Annotated in this window: 15 protein-coding genes; 9 read left to right on the top strand and 6 right to left on the bottom strand. The window is 68.5% G+C overall.

Features of this window, described 5'->3' with window-relative positions:
• The first annotated feature begins 8 nt into the window (after positions 1-8).
• The gene (locus SLQ33_RS27685) at positions 9-1553 is read left to right on the top strand and encodes a GMC family oxidoreductase (RefSeq protein WP_319457116.1); all 1545 of its coding nucleotides are present in this window, start codon (positions 9-11) and stop codon (positions 1551-1553) included.
• Positions 1554-1611: 58 nt separating this feature from the next.
• On the opposite strand, the gene SLQ33_RS27680 is transcribed toward SLQ33_RS27685, so the two are convergent.
• Positions 1612-2826, bottom strand: coding sequence for an acyl-CoA dehydrogenase family protein (locus SLQ33_RS27680; protein ID WP_319457115.1), 1215 nt, complete (start codon positions 2824-2826; stop codon positions 1612-1614).
• 114 nt (positions 2827-2940) lie between these two features.
• Between SLQ33_RS27680 and SLQ33_RS27675 the strand changes: the two genes are divergently transcribed.
• On the top strand, positions 2941-4191 hold the full coding sequence (locus tag SLQ33_RS27675) for an alpha/beta fold hydrolase (RefSeq protein WP_319457114.1): 1251 nt from the start codon (positions 2941-2943) through the stop codon (positions 4189-4191).
• A gap of 4 nt (positions 4192-4195) precedes the next feature.
• On the opposite strand, the gene SLQ33_RS27670 is transcribed toward SLQ33_RS27675, so the two are convergent.
• From SLQ33_RS27670 to SLQ33_RS27655, 4 genes are read right to left on the bottom strand one after another with little or no spacing between them, the layout of a single operon-like run.
• Positions 4196-5866, bottom strand: coding sequence for an ABC transporter family substrate-binding protein (locus SLQ33_RS27670; protein ID WP_319457113.1), 1671 nt, complete (start codon positions 5864-5866; stop codon positions 4196-4198).
• A 52-nt stretch (positions 5867-5918) separates the two neighbouring features.
• The gene (locus SLQ33_RS27665; protein ID WP_319457112.1) at positions 5919-7736 is read right to left on the bottom strand and encodes an ABC transporter ATP-binding protein; all 1818 of its coding nucleotides are present in this window, start codon (positions 7734-7736) and stop codon (positions 5919-5921) included.
• Complete coding sequence (locus tag SLQ33_RS27660; protein ID WP_413467724.1) at positions 7733-8617, bottom strand: ABC transporter permease; 885 nt, start codon at positions 8615-8617, stop codon at positions 7733-7735. The genes SLQ33_RS27665 and SLQ33_RS27660 overlap by 4 nt, the downstream gene beginning before the upstream one ends.
• Positions 8618-8661: 44 nt before the next feature.
• Entirely contained in the window at positions 8662-9639 is a 978-nt protein-coding gene (locus SLQ33_RS27655; protein WP_319457110.1) for an ABC transporter permease, read from the bottom strand.
• A gap of 245 nt (positions 9640-9884) precedes the next feature.
• Here SLQ33_RS27655 and SLQ33_RS27650 point away from each other — a divergent pair, with 245 nt between their 5' ends.
• Positions 9885-10106: a hypothetical protein gene (locus tag SLQ33_RS27650; protein WP_319457109.1), complete on the top strand. Its 222-nt coding sequence runs from the start codon at positions 9885-9887 to the stop codon at positions 10104-10106.
• 8 nt (positions 10107-10114) lie between these two features.
• Here the strand turns inward: SLQ33_RS27650 and SLQ33_RS27645 are convergent, their stop codons facing one another.
• A complete protein-coding gene (locus tag SLQ33_RS27645) occupies positions 10115-10567 on the bottom strand; it encodes a hypothetical protein (RefSeq protein ID WP_319457108.1) in 453 nt (150 codons plus the stop codon).
• Between the two features lie 172 nt (positions 10568-10739).
• Between SLQ33_RS27645 and SLQ33_RS27640 the strand changes: the two genes are divergently transcribed.
• The 6 genes from SLQ33_RS27640 to SLQ33_RS27615 are packed head-to-tail and all read left to right on the top strand — an operon-like array spanning position 10740 to position 18741.
• On the top strand, positions 10740-11444 hold the full coding sequence (locus SLQ33_RS27640; protein ID WP_319457303.1) for a response regulator transcription factor: 705 nt from the start codon (positions 10740-10742) through the stop codon (positions 11442-11444).
• Complete coding sequence (locus SLQ33_RS27635; protein ID WP_319457107.1) at positions 11422-13062, top strand: HAMP domain-containing sensor histidine kinase; 1641 nt, start codon at positions 11422-11424, stop codon at positions 13060-13062. Before SLQ33_RS27640 ends, SLQ33_RS27635 begins: the two co-directional genes overlap by 23 nt.
• Before the next feature lie 23 nt (positions 13063-13085).
• Positions 13086-14963 carry a glycosyltransferase family 39 protein gene (locus SLQ33_RS27630; protein ID WP_413467720.1) on the top strand — a complete coding sequence of 626 codons (1878 nt, stop codon included), beginning with the start codon at positions 13086-13088 and terminating at the stop codon, positions 14961-14963.
• A 47-nt stretch (positions 14964-15010) separates the two neighbouring features.
• The gene (locus SLQ33_RS27625) at positions 15011-16267 is read left to right on the top strand and encodes a bifunctional glycosyltransferase family 2/GtrA family protein (RefSeq protein WP_319457106.1); all 1257 of its coding nucleotides are present in this window, start codon (positions 15011-15013) and stop codon (positions 16265-16267) included.
• A gap of 22 nt (positions 16268-16289) precedes the next feature.
• Positions 16290-18200, top strand: coding sequence for a glycosyltransferase family 39 protein (locus tag SLQ33_RS27620; protein ID WP_319457105.1), 1911 nt, complete (start codon positions 16290-16292; stop codon positions 18198-18200).
• A 49-nt stretch (positions 18201-18249) separates the two neighbouring features.
• Positions 18250-18741, top strand: coding sequence for a carbonic anhydrase (locus tag SLQ33_RS27615; protein ID WP_319457104.1), 492 nt, complete (start codon positions 18250-18252; stop codon positions 18739-18741).
• The last annotated feature ends 100 nt before the right edge of the window (positions 18742-18841 follow it).

The raw sequence follows: 18841 nt of genomic DNA, 5'->3' as shown, positions 1-18841 counted from the left end.
GTCGCGTCGTGATCGCCGACTACATCGTCGTGGGGACTGGATCCGCAGGATCCGTGGTAGCAAACCGGCTCAGCAAAGCTCCGGGTGTGCAGGTGACGGTGCTTGAGGCCGGCCCACCGGACAAGGACAAGTTCATTCACATCCCGGCGGGCTTCCCTCGGCTGTTCCGCACGGAGACCGACTGGAACTATGCGACCGAGCCGCAGAAGGAACTCGACGGGCGAGAAATCTATTGGCCGCGCGGCAAGACGCTCGGCGGATCGTCGTCGATGAACGCGATGATGTGGGTACGAGGCTTCGCCGCGGACTACGACGAATGGGGCGAGCTCGCCGACCAGTCATGGGACTTCGCCCACGTTTCGAAGTACTTCGGCCGCATCGAGGGTCGCCGGTTGGTGATCTCCGAGCAGCGCAGCCCCCGTAGCTCGACGGCGTCCTGGCTGACCGCCGTCGCCGAATGTGGATACCGCCTCGAAGCGCCCAATCTCGATTCCCCGGAAGGGTTTTGCGAGACCCGCGTGACGCAGCGTCGAGGCGCGCGGTGGAGCACCGCCGACGCCTATCTCAAACCGGCGATGCGCCGACCCAACCTGCGGCTGCTGACCAACGCCACGGCGACGCGCGTGGTCATCGAGGACGGCCGCGCGGTCGGGGTGGAGTTCGAGCAGGACGGACGACGGCAGGTGGTGCGGGCTCGTCGGGAGGTCGTGTTGTGCGGCGGCGCCATCAACTCCCCGCAGCTGCTGATGCTGTCGGGTGTCGGCGATCGGGAGCGCCTCGCCGATCAGGACATCGACACCGTGGCGCACCTGCCGGAGGTCGGCCAGAACCTGATGGATCACCTCATCGTCCCGATGGGTTTCGACGTCGGTCACGACACGCTCTTCGCGGCCGAGAAGCCGCTGGAGTTGGCAAACTACTTGATCCGCAGACGCGGGATGCTGACGTCCAACGTCGGGGAGGCGTATGGCTTCGTGCGCAGCCGCGCCGACCTCGCGCTACCCGATCTCGAGTTGATCTTCGCGCCTGCCCCCTTCTTCGACCAGGGCATCGGCGATCCCCATCCCCGCCATGCCGTCGTCATGGGGCCCATACTGCTCAAGCCCAAGAGCCGCGGGTCCGTCACGCTGCGGTCCGCCGATCCGCACGACAACCCGGTCATCGACCCGCAGTACCTCAGTGACGACAAGGGCGCCGACCGCGAGACGCTGATGGAGGGGCTGAGGATCACGGCCCGCATCGCACAGGCACCCGCCATGCAGTCGGTGCTCGGCGCCATTGCACGCCCGGCCGGTGCCACCGGGTTGACCGACGACACGCTGGAGACGGCGCTCAAGACGGAGTCGCACACGCTGTACCACCCGGTGGGTACCTGCCGGATGGGTAGCGACGACGCCAGCGTGGTCGACCCGCAACTCAGGGTGCGGGGTATCGACGGGTTGCGGGTGGCCGACGCCTCGGTAATGCCGACGATCATCCGCGGCCACACCCACGCCCCGAGCGTGTTGATCGGGGAGAAGGCCGCCGACCTCATCCGCCTGGCCGACCGCTAGTGCGATTTCGGCGCGCTTTTGACCGTTTCAGGGGCCAAAAGCGCGCCGAAATCGCGGCTCAGAAGTAGGCGTTCGCGGGTACCGGGGCGCCGTGCAGCAGGTTGAGCCCGACCACGCGCGCCTTGTACGCGACCGGATTGTGAAGCGTGATCGTCCGGATGTTGCGCCAGTGCCGGTCGAGGTTGCGCGTCCGGCTGGCCGCGCTGGCGCCTCCGAGTTCGAGCAGCCGGGTCGCCGCCTCGGGGGCGACGTCGTCGAGGTGCACCTTGACCTTGGCGACCTTCAACTGCGCATCGGCGGCCAGCGCCGGATCGGGCACGCCATCGAACTGTGATGCATCGGCGGCCTCGATCGCGGCCGCTGCGTCCAGCACCGCGGCCCGCGCGACGTAGGCGGTGCTCGCCAATTCGCCGAGCTGGCGCTGATACAGCGGATCGTCGACGGGGCGCTCCGTCAGCGCGTGGCTGAAGCTGCGGTCACGGGAGCGGAGCAGGGCTACGCCGTCGTCGACGACGTTGGCCAGAATGCCTGCGACGACGGCGTGGATGTACAGCTGCAGTGCCGCGTACTGCACCGTCGGAGTTGGCGCGGCGTCGTACTGGGCGTCGGAGAGCACCTCGTCGTCGGACACGGCCACGCCCGCGAACGTGGTGGTTCCGGTACCGGTTCGGCGCTGGCCGAAGCCGTCCCAATCGTCGACGAGCCGCACCCCGTCCCGGTCGGCGGGCACCACCACGGTGGCAACGGAGTCGTGGTCGGTGGTGGCGGTCACGGTCAGGTAGTCGGAGAACAGGGTGCCCGTGCTGTAGTACTTCTCGCCGTCGAGGTGGAAGCCGCCCACGGGGTCGGGGAGCAGTCGGGTGTTGAACACCAGGCTTCCGACCGCTGCCGAGCCCTTCTCGCTGAACGCGTTGCCGACGATCTTGCCGTCGGCGACCTCGCGCAGCCAACGAAGCGAAACGGGGTCCGCTTGTGTGCGCAGCCGCTCCTCGGTGAACCAGAAGTGCGTCCGAAAGATGTGAGCCACAATGGGATCGGCTCGTGCGACGTCGATCACTGCGGAGAACAGCTGCGGGACAGTCAAACCCGCTCCGCCGAGCTCGTGGGGCAGACGCAGCGCGCCGAAGCCGGCCCGTTTCAACTGCGCGACTTGGTCGAAGGGATTCTCGTCGTTGAGGTCTCGGTCCTTGGCGCCCGCGGCGATCCTGCTCAGCAGCTCGGTCCACTCAACGGATCCGGGCACGGTCGAGGAGATGTCTTCTACGGTGGTCACGCCTGAAGTTGTATCCAACTCCGCGCCCCGCGGCACTGCTTTGTCTCGTGCAGAACGTAAGGCTCGCGTTCTTGCATTGTCGGCAGGGGAAGGGGACGAGCAGAATGGCAAGCGATGACCATGAACGCCAGGCGCCGCAGGGCACACGCCAGGCTCGCCGCCCTTCCGGGCGTGCGTCCGGTGCGTAGGCCCAGTGGACCCGGCGGTGGTGAGTTCGACCTGTTCTACGTGCGAGCGGGCCGCAAGTCGGCGCATCCCGTGGTGATCATCCCCGGCGGCCCAGGGGCGGCGTCCATCGCGCTGTACCGCGGACTGCGCAGGCGGGCGGCGGTCGACGGGCTCGACGTCATCATGGTGGAGCACCGCGGCGTCGGCATGTCCCGCCACGACGACGACGGAGCCGACCTGCCCGCCGAGGCGTTGACCATCGAACGGGCGGTCGACGACATCGCGGCGGTGCTCGACGACGCGCAGGTCGATCAGGCGACGTGCTACGGGACGTCGTACGGCACGTATCTGGCGGCCGGCGTCGGTGTCCGGCACCCGGGCCGCGTGCACGCGATGATCCTCGACTCGCCGCTGCTCTCGGCCGACGACATCGACGTGGTGCGACAGGCCACCCGCCGGTTGCTGTGGGACGGGGACGATCCGGAGACCGCCGAATTGGCGTCCAAGGTGCGGCGCCTCGTCGACGACGGGGTGCTGACCCCGGACGCGGCACAGCTCGCGGTGGGCATGTACGGGCTCGTCGGCCCGGACGTGCTGCGCCGCCAGCTCGACCTACTCCTGAGTGGCCGGGACTGGATGTGGGCCGCCATCGGGCAGAGCGCCAAGCGGTTCCTGGCGCACAAGACGCCGTATCACCACGAGCCCGATCTGGTGGAGCGCATCGGCTATCGCGAGTTGAACTACGGGGCCATACCCGATGGCCAACCGCTGGACCCGGCGGTGTCTTTCCGCGAATTCGCCACTGGCGACGTGAATTTCGAGGCTGAGCCGTTCGACTTGATCGGCGAGATGCCGAAGTTCAGCTGGCCCACCGCCGTCATCTCGGGTGCGCGCGACCTAACCACTCCGCCTGCGGTGGCCAAGCGGATCGCCGCGCTGATCCCCAACTCCGTACTGGTCGAAATCCCCTCGGTGGGACACAGCCTCATCGACACCAAGGAGCGGGCCGCCCTCGACGTGATGAAGGCCGTCGTTTCGGGTCGCATGGGCGACCTACCCGATCGGGCGGCCCAACTCGGGGCCGCCCCGGACGTCTTCAGCGTCCGGATGCTGTCCCTGGCGATCGGGGTCGGGGCGGTGGCCGAGTCGGCCATCCCCGCTGCCGTCCCGCGACTGGTCCGTCGCGTCGCGCACTAGACCGTCAGACCTTGGTGAATCCGATCGCGGTGTAGATCACGTCGGCGAGCCCCGCGGCGCCGAAGTTGGCCAGATTGCTTCGCACGGCCACGTTTCCCGACGTCTGGGTCAACGGCAGGCTGAAGCCCTCTGCCCAGATCAGCTTGTCGAGTTCGTTGGCCAGCGCGCGGGCCTTCACCGGGTCGAGTTCCTCGAGCGTGGCTTCGATCTTCGCGTCGATCTCGGGGCTGCCGACCTTGCCGAAGTTGCTTTCCCCGGTGGACAAGTAGATCTGGGTGAGCCCAGAGAACGGGAATGCGTCTGCACCCCAGGCGAATTGAGCGATGTCGAAGTCGCCCGGGATGACGTACTGGCTGAAGAATCCGGTGCCCGCCTTGGCGTCCAGGATCAGTTTGACGCCGATCTGGGCCAGGTTGTTCTGCGCGATCTGCCCGAACTGCCGGGTGCTCTGCGCGTCGTAGAAGACGTCGCGGATGACCAGTTGCCTGCCGTCCTTCTCCCGGAACTGGCCGTTCATCTTCCAGCCCAGCTCATCGAGCTCGCGCTTGGCCGCCTCCGGGTCGAAGGCTACGACTCCGCTGTTGTCCTGGTAGCCCTCCTGGCCCGCGACGTAGATGTGATTGTTGAGCGGAGCCGGGTTGTCGACCAGGCCACGCTGGGTGATGTTGGCGATCGTCTGCCGGTCGATGCCCTTGGAGATGGCCCGGCGCAGCGCGGGATCGGCGAGGATCGAGCCGGGTGCGCCATTGAAGGTGAAGTGGTACCAGGACAGCCCGGGCGCCCGCCGGATCACGATGCCGGGGGTGTTGCGCGCGATGGTGAGTTCGTCGAGCGAGGCGAGTCCGCTGGCATCGATCGCGTTGTTCTGCAGCGCGGGAATGCGGGCGGCGTCGTCGAGTACCAGGAAGGTGATGCTGTCCAGCCGCGGCGGGGTGCCCCACCACTTCGGGTTGCGCGTCAACGTGATTCGTTGTGCGGTCTTGTCGATCCCACTGATGATGAACGGCCCCGCCGATGGAGGGGGACCGTTGAGGAAGCCCTTGTTGAAGGTCTCCGGGTCGGACGTGACGGACTTGGGTACCAGTATTCCGTTGCCTGCGAAGATGCCCTTCCAGTCGGCGTAGGGCTTGGCGAACGTCATGATGGCTTGGCGGTCGTCGACACCGCGCGTGACCGACCCGACGCGGTCGCAGCCGTTGGGGGACCCGATTACGAACGCCTTGTTCTTTCCGTTCTGTGACTCGACCTGAGCCTTGATGTCCTCCCACGTGATCGGCGTGCCGTCGCTCCACACCGCCTTGGGATTGATCGTGTAGGTGACCACCTGCGGGTTGGTACCCGTCAGCTCGACGTTGGTGAAGTAGTCGTGGTTGACCGTTGCCGAACCGTCTGCCCCGATGATGAACGCGCGCGGCATGGTCGGCTTCATGAGGGCGAACATGTCGCCGTCGTTCCCGTCGATGTGTAGCACGTTGTAGTTCTCTGGGAAGCCGCTCAGCGCCAAGCGCAGCGCGCCACCGTCTTGCAGCGTGGCGGGATCCTGTGGGTTCATGTCGTTGGTCGTGCCGACCGTCGCGTCACCGCCGACCGGAGGCGGCGCCTGGTCGCCACTGGAGCAGGCGGTGAGGGTCAGGGCCGCGGCCAGCGCGGCCACGGTCAGGCGTCGCAAGATCATTCCGCGATGTTAGCGGTCGTTGGGTGGCGGCCGGACGATTCGTCGTCCGTGGCTAGGGCTGGGGTACCGCGTCCAACAGCCGCCGGGTGTACGCGTGCTGCGGGTCGGCGAACACGTCGTCGGCATCACCCTGCTCGACGACCTCACCCCGAAACATCACCGCCACCTGGTGCGCGAGGTGCTTGACCACCGAAAGGTCGTGCGAGACGAATAGGTACGAGAGCCCGAAGCGGGCCTGCAGATCGAGTAGCAGATTGATGATTCCGGCCTGGATCGAGACGTCCAGCGCGGACACCGGCTCGTCGAGGGCGAGGATCTTCGGTTGCGTCGCCAACGCGCGCGCGATGCCGATGCGTTGCTTCTGCCCGCCGGAGAACTCCGCAGGGTATCGGCCGGCGTCCTCACGGCGCATCCCGACGGTGCTCAATAGCTCCGCCACCCGGTCGTCGACCCGATTCTTGTCGAATCCGTTGGCGGTCAACGGTTCCGCAAGTACCTCGAAGACCGGCAGCCGCGGGTCCAGCGACGCGACCGGGTCCTGGAAGACCACCTGCAGGTCGGCGCGCAACGCACGTCTGCCGCGGCGATCCAGCGTGGCGACGTCGTGGCCGAGTATCTCGATCGAACCACCTTGCGGGGCAGTGAGTTCCAGGATCTGGTGCAGCGTGGTCGACTTGCCCGAACCGGACTCGCCGACGATGCCAAGCGTGCGGCCCTGCCGCAGCTCGAAGCTGATGCCGTCGACGGCGCGTACCTCGCCGATCTGACGGCGGAACACCACGCCCTTGGTGAGCGTGAACGTCTTCACCAGATCCTGGACGCGCACCACGACGTCGCCGGGGCTGGGGGCGTCTTCGAGTGGCACGGTCGAGACGCCGTAGATCTCGGCCGCCGTGCGGCCGGCGACCTGGTCGGTGCGGATGCAGGCGGCGGTGTGCGCGGTGTCCACCGACACCAGCTCCGGTTCGGCGGTGCGGCACTCGTCGATCGCGAGCGGGCAGCGCGGTGCGAACGGGCAGCCTTCCGGCAGGGCCGCAAGCGATGGCGGCGCCCCGGGAATGGGCACCAGCCGGGTGCCCTGCGGAGCTTCGAGCCGTGGAACCGACCCAAGAAGTCCTGCGGTGTAGGGCATTCGGCGGTCCCCGTACAGCGTGGCCACCGGCGCCACCTCGACGGCGCGGCCCGCGTACATCACCAGGGCCCGATCCGCGAACTCCGCGACGACGCCGAGGTCGTGGGTGATGATGAGCACCCCGGCGCCCGTCACGTCGCGAGCGGTCTTCAGCACCTCCAGGATCTGCGCCTGCACCGTGACGTCCAGCGCGGTCGTCGGCTCGTCGCAGATGATCAGGTCGGGATCGTTGGCGATCGCGATGGCGATGACGACGCGCTGTCGCTCGCCCCCGGACAATTCGTGAGGAAACGCGCGGGCGCGGCGCTCGGGTTGGGCGATGCCAACGAGTTCCAGCAGTTCGACGGCGCGCGCCTTGGCCGCCTGGTTGCTCAGCGTGCGTTGATGGGTGCGCAGCCCCTCGGCGATCTGGTCGCCGACGGTGTAGACGGGCGTCAGCGCGGACATCGGGTCCTGGAACACCATGCCGATCTTCGCGCCGCGTATACGTGACATCTGTTGGTCGCCAAGGCCGATGAGCTCGTCGCCGTGCAGCCGGACCGAACCGGATACCTCGGCGTATGCGGGCAGCAGGCCCGTCACCGCCATCGCGGAGGCCGACTTGCCTGAGCCGGACTCGCCGACGATGGCCAACACTTCGCGTGCATCCACCCGGAAGTCGAGCCCTCGGACCGCGGTGACGACCTCAGCGTCGGTCTGGAAGGTGACCCGCAGGTCGGAAACCTCGAGCAGGCTCATTTCTTCTTGTCCCGCCGTGGTTTCCGGCTGTCGGGGTCGAGCGCGTCCCGCAGGCCGTCGCCGACGAGGTTGGCGCACACGACGATCGTGACGAGCACACCGCCGGGGAACAGGAACAGCCAGGGAAAGGTGGTGGCCGACTTGGTGCCGGCGGAGATCAGCGTGCCGAGCGAGATGTCGGGTGGCTGAATGCCGAACCCGAGGAAGCTCAGACCGGTCTCGCCCATGATCGCGACGCCGACGTTGAGCGCGGTGTCGATGATGAGGATCGACGCCACGTTGGGCAGCACGTGGCGCAGGATGATGCGAGTGTTGCTGACGCCCATGTACCTTGCAGCCGTGACGAACTCGCGCTCGCGCAAGCTCATCGTCAGGCCCCGCACGATGCGCGAGCTGATCATCCAGCCGAATATCGAGAAGAGCACGATCAACCAGAGCACCCGGTCGGATTGTCCGAGCCGCGGTGTGACGATCGCGATGAGGATGAAGCTGGGCACCACCAGCAGCAGGTCGACGATCCACATCAGCGTGCGGTCGCGCCATCCGCCGAAGTAGCCGGCGATCGAGCCGACCGTCGCCGCGATCAGCGTGGAGGCGAACGCGACGCACACGCCGATCAGCATCGACTTCTGCATGCCGCGAAGCGTCTGAGCGAACAGGTCCTGACCCAACGCATTCGTGCCGAACCAGTGCTTGAGCGTCGGCGGCTGTTGCAGCGCGTAGTAGTCCAGTTCGTCATACCCGTAGGGCAACAACGGCGGCAGGGCGTAGCAGCCGACCAGCAGCACCGCCAAGATGACGAGTGCGACCACGGCCGGGCGGTTGCGCACGAACCTGCGCAACACCAACGTCCCGCGCGACGCGAATTTCTGCGCCGCGATGCCCGACTTCGCAGTCGAGGCCGACTCGGTGGTCACGGGTTCGGTCACGTCACCCGCACCCGCGGGTCGAGTGCGGCGTAGAACACGTCGGAGAGCAGGCCGCCCAACAGGATCGTGACGCCGGAGAACACCGTGAACGCGGCGACGATGTTGACGTCCTGTGTGGCGATGCCGCGCAGCACCCATTCGCCCATGCCGTGCCAGCCGAAGATCTGCTCGACGAACACCGCGCCGGTGACCAGGCCGCTGACGCCGTACGCAAAGAGCGTCGCCATCGGGATCAACGCCGTGCGCAACCCGTGCTTGAACAGCGCCTCGCGGCGCGTCAGGCCCTTGGCGCGGGCGGTGCGGATAAAGTCCTGACCGAGCACGTCGAGCATCGCGTTGCGCTGATAGCGGCTGTACCCGGCGATGGCGAATAGCGCGAGCGTCGTCGTCGGCAACACCAGGTGCTGCAGCCGGTCGACGAACCCGGCCCAAGCGCTGGGCGGCGGCGTGCTGGACGTCGCCCCGATGTACTCGAACAGTTGAAATCCCAGCAGCGCGTTGACCCTGTCCGCGGGCAACATCAGCAGCGGGGCGAGCACGAACGTCGGTGTGCTGATCAACAGCAGCGAGGCGGCGGTGATGAGGCGATCGGACAGCCGGTACTGCCGTATCGCGCCCCAGGCACCGATGATCACGCCGAGCACCGTGCCCATCAGAGCGCCGATGGACACCAGCTGCAGGCTGATGCCGACGCGGCGCCACAGCTCGTCGGCGACCGGCTGGCCGGCGATCGTGGTCCCGAAGTCCCCATGCACCGCCCCGGACACCCAGTGCGCGTACCGGATGACGATCGGCTGGTCGAGGCCGAGTTCGACGCGCTTGGCGTCGATCGTGGACTGGGGCGGCCGCGGGTTGCGCTGTTCGAGGCTGTCGAGGGGCTTGAAGCTGTACGAGGTGAGCGCGAACGTCATGAACGAGGCCAGCGCCAGCAGCACCACGTAGTTCAGCAGCCGACGAGCCAGGAAGCGCGTCACGTCGCTCCCGCCGCACACTGCATGCGCACAGGGTAGGAGATCGGCGATCAGGACGCCGCGAAGTGGGCTTTCTGGCGCGGCGAGGCCCCGCTAGCCAACTCGTACCGGCGGACAAGCCCGCTCACAGTCGGCGGGCGTTGACTCGAAATCGGGTCGGCGCGCAGTGGGGCGGGCGGCCCGACAGTCAGTGACGGGATTCACAGACGGGATGTGCAATGAATTCGACAAGTCGACGCAACGTGAGAATGGGGGCTGCCTTCGTGGGCGGCAGCGCCATCGTGGCCGTGGGTGCGCTAAGCGCCGCCCTCGGGACCATGGCCGGCGCAAACGCGGCGGTGATAGACATCGGCTCGACCACCACGATGGGGCCGCCGCCGGCCACTGAAACGATCACCGAGGCCGTGCCCGCGATCAGGGGCCCGGCGCCGTTGTGGGCTGGTGAGGCGCCCGACTCCAACCCGCAGTAGTTGCCCGCTTAGTGCAGCGGTGGCCGGATGGTCGTGACGGTGGCGTCAGCCCCGCTGCGCGTCGCGCGGATGGTCACCTGATCCCCGACGTTGAACGGCGGCGCGGTCGCGGCCGCGGGGATGACGTAGGTCTGGCTGTAACCGTCGGCGCTGCGGGCGGATACGGACGTCGCGTCGATCGCGGTGATCGTGCCGGTCTGGGATAGCTCCGTCGTGAAGCCGCCGCTGCCGTCGGACACCACCGACTCACCGTGCAGAGCCGACGCGTCGACGGCGTTCGGGCCGGGCCGGTCGTGTGCCGGTGGTCCGCCGCCCGACTGCGGTGGGGCTGGGGCACTGTGTGCACCCATGACGTGTACGTCGCTGCCGGTGGCCGCATAGATCGCGGCACCACCGACACCGGCGATGACGGCCGCCACGCCGACGGCCGCCAAGGTGCCGCGCAGACCCCAGGTGTTCATGGATGTCACTGTGCGCGTGTTGCTCGTGCGACGGCTGTGAGCAGGCTCTGCTCCGGGTGTGCGTCAAGGTTCACAGCCCGCGCATAGGATTGGCACAGTGTTCGCCCATGACCTGCGCGAATAATCAGCTCCCGTGACCAACGCGAACGGGACAGACAACGACCGCGTCGTCATGCGCCGGGCCGACGGCAAGCCGATCAACGTGCTGGTCGTCGACGACGAGCCCGTGCTCGCCGAGCTGGTCTCCATGGCCTTGCGCTATGAGGGCTGGGACATCGCGACGGCCGGTGACGGCGCGTCGGCGATTGCATCGGCCCGGGAGAACCCACCCGACGTCGTCGTGCTCGACGTGATGCTGCCCGACATGAGCGGGCTCGACGTACTCCACGAGCTGCGCCAGCAGATCCCGGGGTTGCCGCTGCTGCTGCTGACGGCGAAGGACTCCGTCGAGGACCGCATCGCCGGGCTCACCGCCGGCGGCGACGACTACGTCACCAAGCCCTTCAGCCTCGAAGAGGTGGTGCTGCGGCTGCGGGCGTTGCTGCGCCGCACTGGCGTCGCCGACGAGACCGGCGGCGCGCAGCTGGTCGTCGGGGACCTCGTACTCGACGAGGACAGCCACGAGGTCAGCCGCGCGGGGGAGCCGATCACGTTGACCGCCACGGAGTTCGAACTGCTGCGCTTCATGATGCGCAACGCCAAGCGCGTGCTGAGCAAGGCGCAAATCCTGGACCGGGTGTGGAGCTACGACTTCGGAGGGCGGTCCAACATCGTCGAGCTGTACGTGTCGTATCTGCGCAAGAAGATCGACAGCGGCCGCGACCCGATGATCCACACACTTCGGGGCGCCGGGTATGTCCTCAAACCCGCGCGCTGAGTCGCGGACGCGGTTCTGGTCGCCGCGGACGTGGTCGCTGCGCGTCCGTCTGCTCGTCACCATGGTGGCGTTGCTCGCCGTCGTGTGCGCCGCCATCGGCATCGCGACAGAGGCTGCGCTGCACCGCTTTCTGATGCACCAGCTGGACACCCAACTGCTCGAGGCCGGGCGTCGTTCCGCGATCATCTTCGACACGCCGGGGTTTCCGCCGCCGTTGCCCGGCATGCCACCGATGCCCGACATGCCACCGGGGGGCCATGTCGTAGTGGCGGGGCCGCCGCCGGGATTCCCCCCGCCGAATTTTCCCTACCGCGAGCGCTTCGATCCGGAGGCCGGGCCAGGCCCCGGGTTCCTCAACGCACCGGGGCAGGCCACCCGCACCGTCGGCGCGGCGCTGCTGCGCGACGGCACCGTCGACGCGGGTGTCATCACCTCCGACGGTGGCCGCGCGGAGGTCAGCGCCGCGGCGCAGGCCCAACTCGCCTCGGTCACACCGGATCGCAAACCCCGCACCGTCGAACTCGATGGGCTTGGGAGCTACCGGCTGATCGCGCTGCACGCCAGGCACGGCGGCGAGACCATCGTCACCGGATTGCCCACGACCGACGTCGACCGCACGTTGCTGTGGGTCGTCGGCATGTTCTGTGTCGTCGCCGCGGTCGCGCTGCTCGCCGCCACCACAGCGGGCATCGTTCTCATCCGCCGCCAACTGGCGCCGCTGTCAAGGGTTTCCGCTGCTGCCCGGAACGTCGCCGATCTCGAACTCGATCGCGGCGAGGTGCACCTGCCCACCCACATCGTGCGCGTCGACCCGGCTGCCGCGCACACCGAGGTGGGTCAGCTCGGCTCGGCGCTCAACCGCATGCTCGACCGCATCGCGGGAGCACTGTCGGCCCGGCACGCCAGTGAGACCCGGGTCCGTCGCTTCGTGTCGGACGCGAGCCACGAGCTGCGCACTCCGTTGGCCGCGATCCGCGGCTACACCGAACTGGCGCAACGCAAACGTGACCAACTGCCCGACGACGTGGCGCACGCGATGAGCCGCGTCGAATCCGAGACCGAGCGCATGACCCATCTCGTCGAGGACATGCTGCTGCTGGCCCGCCTCGACGAAGGGCGTGCGCTGGCCCGCGAGTCGCTGGATCTGTCCCCGTTGGTGCTCGACGTGGTCAGCGACGCGCACGTCGCGGGCCCCGACCACGAATGGTCGCTCGACCTGCCCGACGAACCGGTGCTCGTCGTCGGCGACGAGGCCCGGCTGCACCAGGTGCTGGCGAACCTGCTCGCCAACGCTCGTGTGCACACCCCGGCCGGGACGACGGTGACGACGTCGCTGGTGACCAACGGCGCCGGGGCGGCCGTGCTGACCATCGCCGACGACGGACCGGGCATCCCGGACGCGCTGCGACCGGAAATCTTCGAACGATTCGCGCGCGGTGACTCGTCGCGCTCGCGTCGCGGCGGCAGCACGGGGCTTGGGTTGGCGATCGTCGCGGCGGTGGTCAAGGCGCATGACGGCACCATCGACGTGCGAAGTGTGCCCGGCAGCACCGAATTCGTCGTGACACTGCCCGGCAGTTCACAGCCGACCCACAGTGCGGTCAAATCCGACGCCTAGGGTCGCGCGTGAGAATCGGGTGGATGACTGCCGTACTGCCGCGCCCGGATGCCGTGGACGCCACCCGGTCCGAAGTCGCGACGGCACGGTTTCCGATGCCGGGGCGCGAGCGGGTGGCGCTCGGCGTGCTGCTAGTCGCGACCGCCGCGCTCTACCTGTGGAACCTGTCGGCCAGTGGCTGGGCCAACGCCTTCTACTCCGCTGCCGCGCAGGCGGGTGCCGACAACTGGACGGCCATGCTGTTCGGGTCCAGCGATGCGAGCAACGCGATCACCGTCGACAAGACGCCCGCAGCCCTGTGGGTCATGGACCTCTCGGTGCGCCTGTTCGGGCTGAACTCGTGGAGCGTGCTGGTGCCGCAGGCGCTCGAGGGCGTCGGCGCGGTCGCGTTGCTCTACGCCGCGGTGCGCCGTGCGAGTGGTCCGGCCGCGGCGTTGCTCGCCGGCGCGGTGTTCGCGCTGACGCCCGTGGCGGCGTTGATGTTTCGCTTCAACAACCCGGATGCGCTGCTGGTGCTGATGCTCGTCGCGGCCGCGTACTGCGTGCAACGGGCGTGCGAAGAGGACGCGAGTCGGTGGTGGATGGTCGGCGCAGGTGCGGCCGTCGGGTTTGGCTTCCTCGCCAAGATGCTGCAGGCGGGCTTGGTACTGCCTGGCTTTGGGTTGGCCTATCTGGTGTGCGCGGCCGCGCCGCTGCGGACCCGGCTGCTGCGGTCGGCGGCCGCGTTGGGCGCGCTCGTGGTGTCCGCCGGCTGGTATCTGCTGCTGGTCGAACTGTGGCCGTCGTCGTCGCGGCCCTACATCGGTGGGTCGCAGCACGACAGCATCGTCGAACTGGCATTGGGCTACAACGGGTTCGGACGACTGACGGGCGACGAACCAGGGGGCCTCGGGAATCTGAACTTCGACGTCGGTTGGGGCCGGTTGTTCGGCAGCACCATGGGCGCCTATGCGGCGTGGCTGCTGCCCGCGGCGCTGGTGTGCCTCGCGGCGGGGTTGATCCTCACCCGGCGGGCTCCCCGCACCGATCCGACGCGGGCGGCCCTGATCCTGTGGGGTGGGTGGCTGGTCGTCACGGCAGTGGTCTTCAGCTATGCCAACGGCATCCTGCACCCGTACTACACCGTCGCGCTCGCCCCTGCGCTGGGCGCATGCATCGGGATCGGTGCGATCCTGTTGTGGCGCAACCGCAGTGACGTGCGGGTGGCCGCGGCGATGTCTGCCACGGTGATCGTCACCGTCGCACTGGCGGCGGTCCTGCTGGGCCAGCACGGGGACTGGCTGCGGTGGTTGCGCGCCGTCGTCGCGATCGGGGGAGTCGGCGCCGCGGTGCTCCTGTTGGTCGTCGCGCGGTTGCCGCGACGCGCGGCCGCGGCCGCGGCCGCGCTGGCCGTCGCCGCGTGCCTGACCGCCCCCGCTGCCTACTCGGTGGCCACCGCGGCGAGTGCACACAGCGGAGCCATGCCGTCAGTGGGTCCGGCGCGCGTACACGGCAGCATGGCCGGATTCGCTGGGGGACTGCTGGATTCGCCCGATGCCGGACCCGCGCTGAAGTCGATGCTGGCCGACGGAGCCGACCGCTACACGTGGACCGCGGCCGTCGTCGGCTCCAACAACGCCGCGGGCTACCAACTGGCGGCAGGCGCACCGGTGATGGCGGTCGGCGGCTTCAACGGAACCGACCCGGCGCCCACGCTGGCGGAATTCAAGGACTTCGTGGCGGGCAAGCACATTCACTACTTCATCCGCGGCCGGTCGATGATGGGCGGCTTCGGCGGACACGGCGGCAGCGGCAGTCGCGAGGCCGCGAACATCGCCGCATGGGTGCAGGCCAACTACGCCCCGACCAGGGTCGACGACGTCGTGATCTACGACCTGACCGCCGCGCCGAAGAACTCATAGCGGGCGCATAGCCTCCGCCAACGGCCGACACACCGACGAGTCCGACGATGGATTTCATGACCGACCTCGCCATTGAGCGCCCCTCCCGATTCGAGTCCCGACCCAATGCGGCGCTCGTCGCCCGCGCACTCGCGGTCCCGGTGCTCGACGTCGTCGTGCCCGTGTACAACGAGCAGGGCGCCCTGGCCGATTCGATTCACCGGCTGCACCACCACCTGCGCGAGAGCTTCCCGTATCTGGTCCGGATTACGATCGCCGACAACGCCAGCGTCGACGACACGCCACGCATCGCGGCCGAGCTCGCCGCCGAACTCGACGACGTGCGGGTTGTCCGGCTCGAGCAGAAGGGCCGCGGTCGCGCGTTGCACCAGGTGTGGGCCTCGTCCGACGCGCAGGTACTGGCCTACATGGACGTCGACCTGTCGACCGATCTCGCCGCACTTGCCCCGCTCGTCGCGCCGCTCATCTCGGGGCACTCCGACCTCGCGATCGGCACCCGGCTCGGACGCGGCTCGCGCGTGGTGCGCGGCGCGAAGCGGGAGTTCATCTCGCGTTGCTACAACCTGATTCTGCGCTCGACGCTCGCTGCGCGGTTCTCCGACGCTCAGTGCGGGTTCAAGGCCATCCGTGCCGACGTGGCCGAGCGGCTGCTTCCGCACGTCGCCGACACCGGGTGGTTCTTCGACACCGAACTGTTGGTGCTGGCCGAACGCAGCGGGCTGCGCATCCACGAGGTGCCCGTCGACTGGGTCGACGACCCCGACAGCCGGGTGGACATCGTCGCCACCGCCGCCGCCGACCTGCGGGGCGTCGGGCGGCTGCTGCGCGGGTTCGCCAGCGGCACGATCCCCGTCAATGCCATTGCCGCCCAGCTGAGTTCGTCGCGACGGGCCGCGGCGCCGGGTTCGCTGTTCCGGCAGGTGGTGCGCTTCGGAGCCGTTGGCGTCGCGTCGACGCTGGCCTACCTGCTGCTGTTCATGCTGTTGCATTCGTCGCTCGGCGCGCAGGCCGCGAACCTGGTGGCGCTGTTGGTCACCGCCATCGGCAACACCGCGGCCAACCGGCGCTTCACCTTCGGGGTGGGCGGTCGCGACAAGGCGGCGCGCCATCACGTCGAGGGGCTCATCGTCTTCGCGATCGCACTGGCGATCACCAGCGGCGCGCTCGCCGGGCTGCACGCCCTTGTCGACCAACCGCACCGATTGCTCGAACTCACCGTGCTGGTACTGGCCAACCTGGTGGCCACCGCCGTGCGCTTCGTCCTATTGCGCGGCTGGGTCTTTCACCCGCGCCGCTCCCACTGACCGATCTGGAGAACCGATCACCATGACACTCACCGTCGACGCTCCATCCGAGCCCGCCGCCGTCGCGGCCGCCCCGCCGGAACCCCGCTGGGCCCGGCCGGGCCTGCTCGCGCTGCTCGCCGCCACGGCCGTGCTGTACCTGTGGGGCCTCGGTTCGACGGGCTGGGCCAACAGCTACTACGCCGCCGCCGCGCAGGCGGGCACCCAGAGTTGGAAGGCGTGGCTGTTTGGCTCGCTGGACGCGGGCAACGCCATCACGGTCGACAAGCCGCCCGCCGCCGTGTGGGTGATGGGCTTGTCCGGCAGGCTCTTCGGGTTCAACGAGTTCACCATGCTGCTCCCGCAGGCGCTGATGGGCGTCGCCGCGGTGGCGGTGCTGTACTTCACCGTCCGGCGGTGCAGTGGGCCGGGCGCGGGGCTCATCGCGGGCTTGGCGCTGGCCGTCACGCCGGTGGCCGTGCTGATGTTCCGCTACAACAATCCCGATGCGCTGCTCGTGCTGCTGCTTGTCGTGGCCGCGTACTTCACGGTGCGGGCCATCGAGACCGGTGGCACTCGGTGGATGGCGTTGGCGGGCTGCGTGATCGGGTTCGCGTTCCTCACCAAGATGCTGCAGGCGTTCCTGATCGTGCCTGGGCTCGCGGTGGCATTCCTGATCGCGGCGCCGACCGGCCTGTGGAAACGGTTGGGCGCGCTATTGGTCGGCGGCGTGACGATGATCGTCTCGGCCGGCTGGTACATCGCGCTGGTCAGCCTTTGGCCCGCCGACTCTCGGCCCTACATCGCGGGCTCCACCGACAACAGCCTGTTGCAGCTCGCATTGGGCTACAACGGAATTCAACGCATCACCGGCGGTGGCGGTTCGCCAGGTGGCGGTGGCGGGCCCGGCGGTGGCGGTCCCGGCGGGGCCAACCTGTTCTTCGGCGGCGAGCCAGGCCTCACCCGGATGTTCGGTCCGTCCTTCGGTGCCGAGGCGTCGTGGCTGCTGCCCGCCGCACTCATCGGATTGATGGTCGGGCTGGTGTTGACCTGGCGTCGCGCACGCACCGATCGGCTTCGGGCCAGTGTGTTGTTGTGGGGCGGCTGGCTGGTGGTGACCGGCGGAGTGTTCAGCTTCATGGACGGCACCGTGCACCCGTACTACACGGTCGCACTGGCACCGGCGATCGCCGCACTGGTCGGCATCTCCGCGGTCGAACTCTGGCGGCGGCGCGGCTCCTGGCTGGCCCGTGGCACGCTCGCCGTCATGCTCGCAACGACGGGGGTGTGGGCGTTCGAGCTCTTGAACCGCACTCCGGACTGGCTGCCCGTAGTCCGGTGGGTGGTGCTCGTCGGAAGCATCGCGACGGCCGTCGTGCTGGCCGTCGGCGTGCACCGGTGGCGCCGGGTCGCCGCAGCGGTCGTCGTCGCGGCAGCGGTCTTCGGGCTCGCGGGCAGTACCGCGTTCGCGGTCTACAACGCCACCCAGTCGCACAGCGGACCCGGCACCATGTCGGGCCCCGTCAAGGCCGGCGGTTTCGGCGGTTTCGGTGGGCACGGTCCGGGTGGCGCACGCGGGGACAATGCCGAACTCCAAGCGCTCGTCTCGGGCCTCGACAACCGTTGGGCGGCAGCGGGTATCGGCTCGATGGAAGTGAGTGATCTCGAGTTGAAGACCGGCGCATCGTTGATGGCGATCGGCGGCTTCACCGGTGGCGACCCGTCACCGACGCTCGCGCAGTTCCAGCAGTACGTCGCCGACGGTCAGGTGCGGTACTTCATCGCCAGCGACCGCGGCGGACCCGGCGGCTCGGGTGGTCCGGGCGGCGATCGGGACAGCGTCGCCAAGGACATCACCGCGTGGGTGGAGCAGAACTTCACCAAGCGTGACGTCGGCGGCACGACCGTCTATGACCTGGAATCACCGCGATTGTCACCCTCTGCCAGCGGGTAGTCGTTGACTAGCGTCATCAGTCGACGTATGTCCGCGCATAGGAGGTCCCATGTCCGTCACCGACGAGTACCTCAAGAACAACGAGGCCTACGCCGCTGAGTTCAACGGCCCGCTGCCGTTGCCGCCCAGCAAGCACGTCGCGGTGGTGGCGTGCATGGACGCGCGGTTGGACGTGTACCGCGCCCTCGGTCTGGCCGAGGGCGAGGCGCACGTCATCCGCAACGCGGGCGGCGTCGTGACCGACGATGAAATCCGTTCGCTTGCCATCAGTCAGCGGCTCCTTGGCACCAAGGAGATCATCCTCATCCACCACACGGACTGCGGGATGTTGACGTTCACCGACGACGGCTTCAAGAAGGACATCCAGGACGAGACGGGACTCAAGCCGGAGTGGGCGGCCGAGGCGTTTGGTGATGTCGACGAGGACGTGCGTCAGTCGTTGCGCCGCATCGAGGCCAGCCCGTTCGTCACCAAGCACGAGTCGTTGCGTGGCTTCGTGTTCGACGTGGCGACCGGCAAGCTCAACGAGGTCACCCTGTAGCGATTTCGGCGCGGCAAAGCGCGCGCCACCCCACATTACGCCGCCCAATCCACCCCCCCGCCCGCGCCGCCGGCGACAGTGTGGGGAGGGGGCATACGAC

This window comes from Mycobacterium sp. RTGN6, from assembly GCF_033804605.1.
Taxonomy (GTDB): Bacteria; Actinomycetota; Actinomycetes; order Mycobacteriales; family Mycobacteriaceae; genus Mycobacterium.
Note: the sequence above shows the minus strand (reverse complement) of the source record. Positions and strands in the feature narration are given on the sequence as shown.

Excerpts from the sequence above, each read along its gene's own strand:
- SLQ33_RS27640 (WP_319457303.1), top strand. The coding sequence starts at position 10,740 with ATGCGCCGGGCCGACGGCAAGCCGATCAACGTGCTGGTCGTCGACGAC.
- SLQ33_RS27625 (WP_319457106.1), top strand. The coding sequence starts at position 15,011 with ATGGATTTCATGACCGACCTCGCCATTGAGCGCCCCTCCCGATTCGAG.
- SLQ33_RS27645 (WP_319457108.1), bottom strand. The coding sequence starts at position 10,567 with ATGAACACCTGGGGTCTGCGCGGCACCTTGGCGGCCGTCGGCGTGGCG.
- SLQ33_RS27620 (WP_319457105.1), top strand. The coding sequence starts at position 16,290 with ATGACACTCACCGTCGACGCTCCATCCGAGCCCGCCGCCGTCGCGGCC.
- SLQ33_RS27665 (WP_319457112.1), bottom strand. The coding sequence starts at position 7,736 with ATGAGCCTGCTCGAGGTTTCCGACCTGCGGGTCACCTTCCAGACCGAC.
- SLQ33_RS27675 (WP_319457114.1), top strand. The coding sequence starts at position 2,941 with ATGACCATGAACGCCAGGCGCCGCAGGGCACACGCCAGGCTCGCCGCC.
- SLQ33_RS27635 (WP_319457107.1), top strand. The coding sequence starts at position 11,422 with ATGTCCTCAAACCCGCGCGCTGAGTCGCGGACGCGGTTCTGGTCGCCG.
- SLQ33_RS27670 (WP_319457113.1), bottom strand. The coding sequence starts at position 5,866 with ATGATCTTGCGACGCCTGACCGTGGCCGCGCTGGCCGCGGCCCTGACC.
- SLQ33_RS27630 (WP_413467720.1), top strand. The coding sequence starts at position 13,086 with ATGACTGCCGTACTGCCGCGCCCGGATGCCGTGGACGCCACCCGGTCC.
- SLQ33_RS27615 (WP_319457104.1), top strand. The coding sequence starts at position 18,250 with ATGTCCGTCACCGACGAGTACCTCAAGAACAACGAGGCCTACGCCGCT.
- SLQ33_RS27650 (WP_319457109.1), top strand. The coding sequence starts at position 9,885 with ATGGGGGCTGCCTTCGTGGGCGGCAGCGCCATCGTGGCCGTGGGTGCG.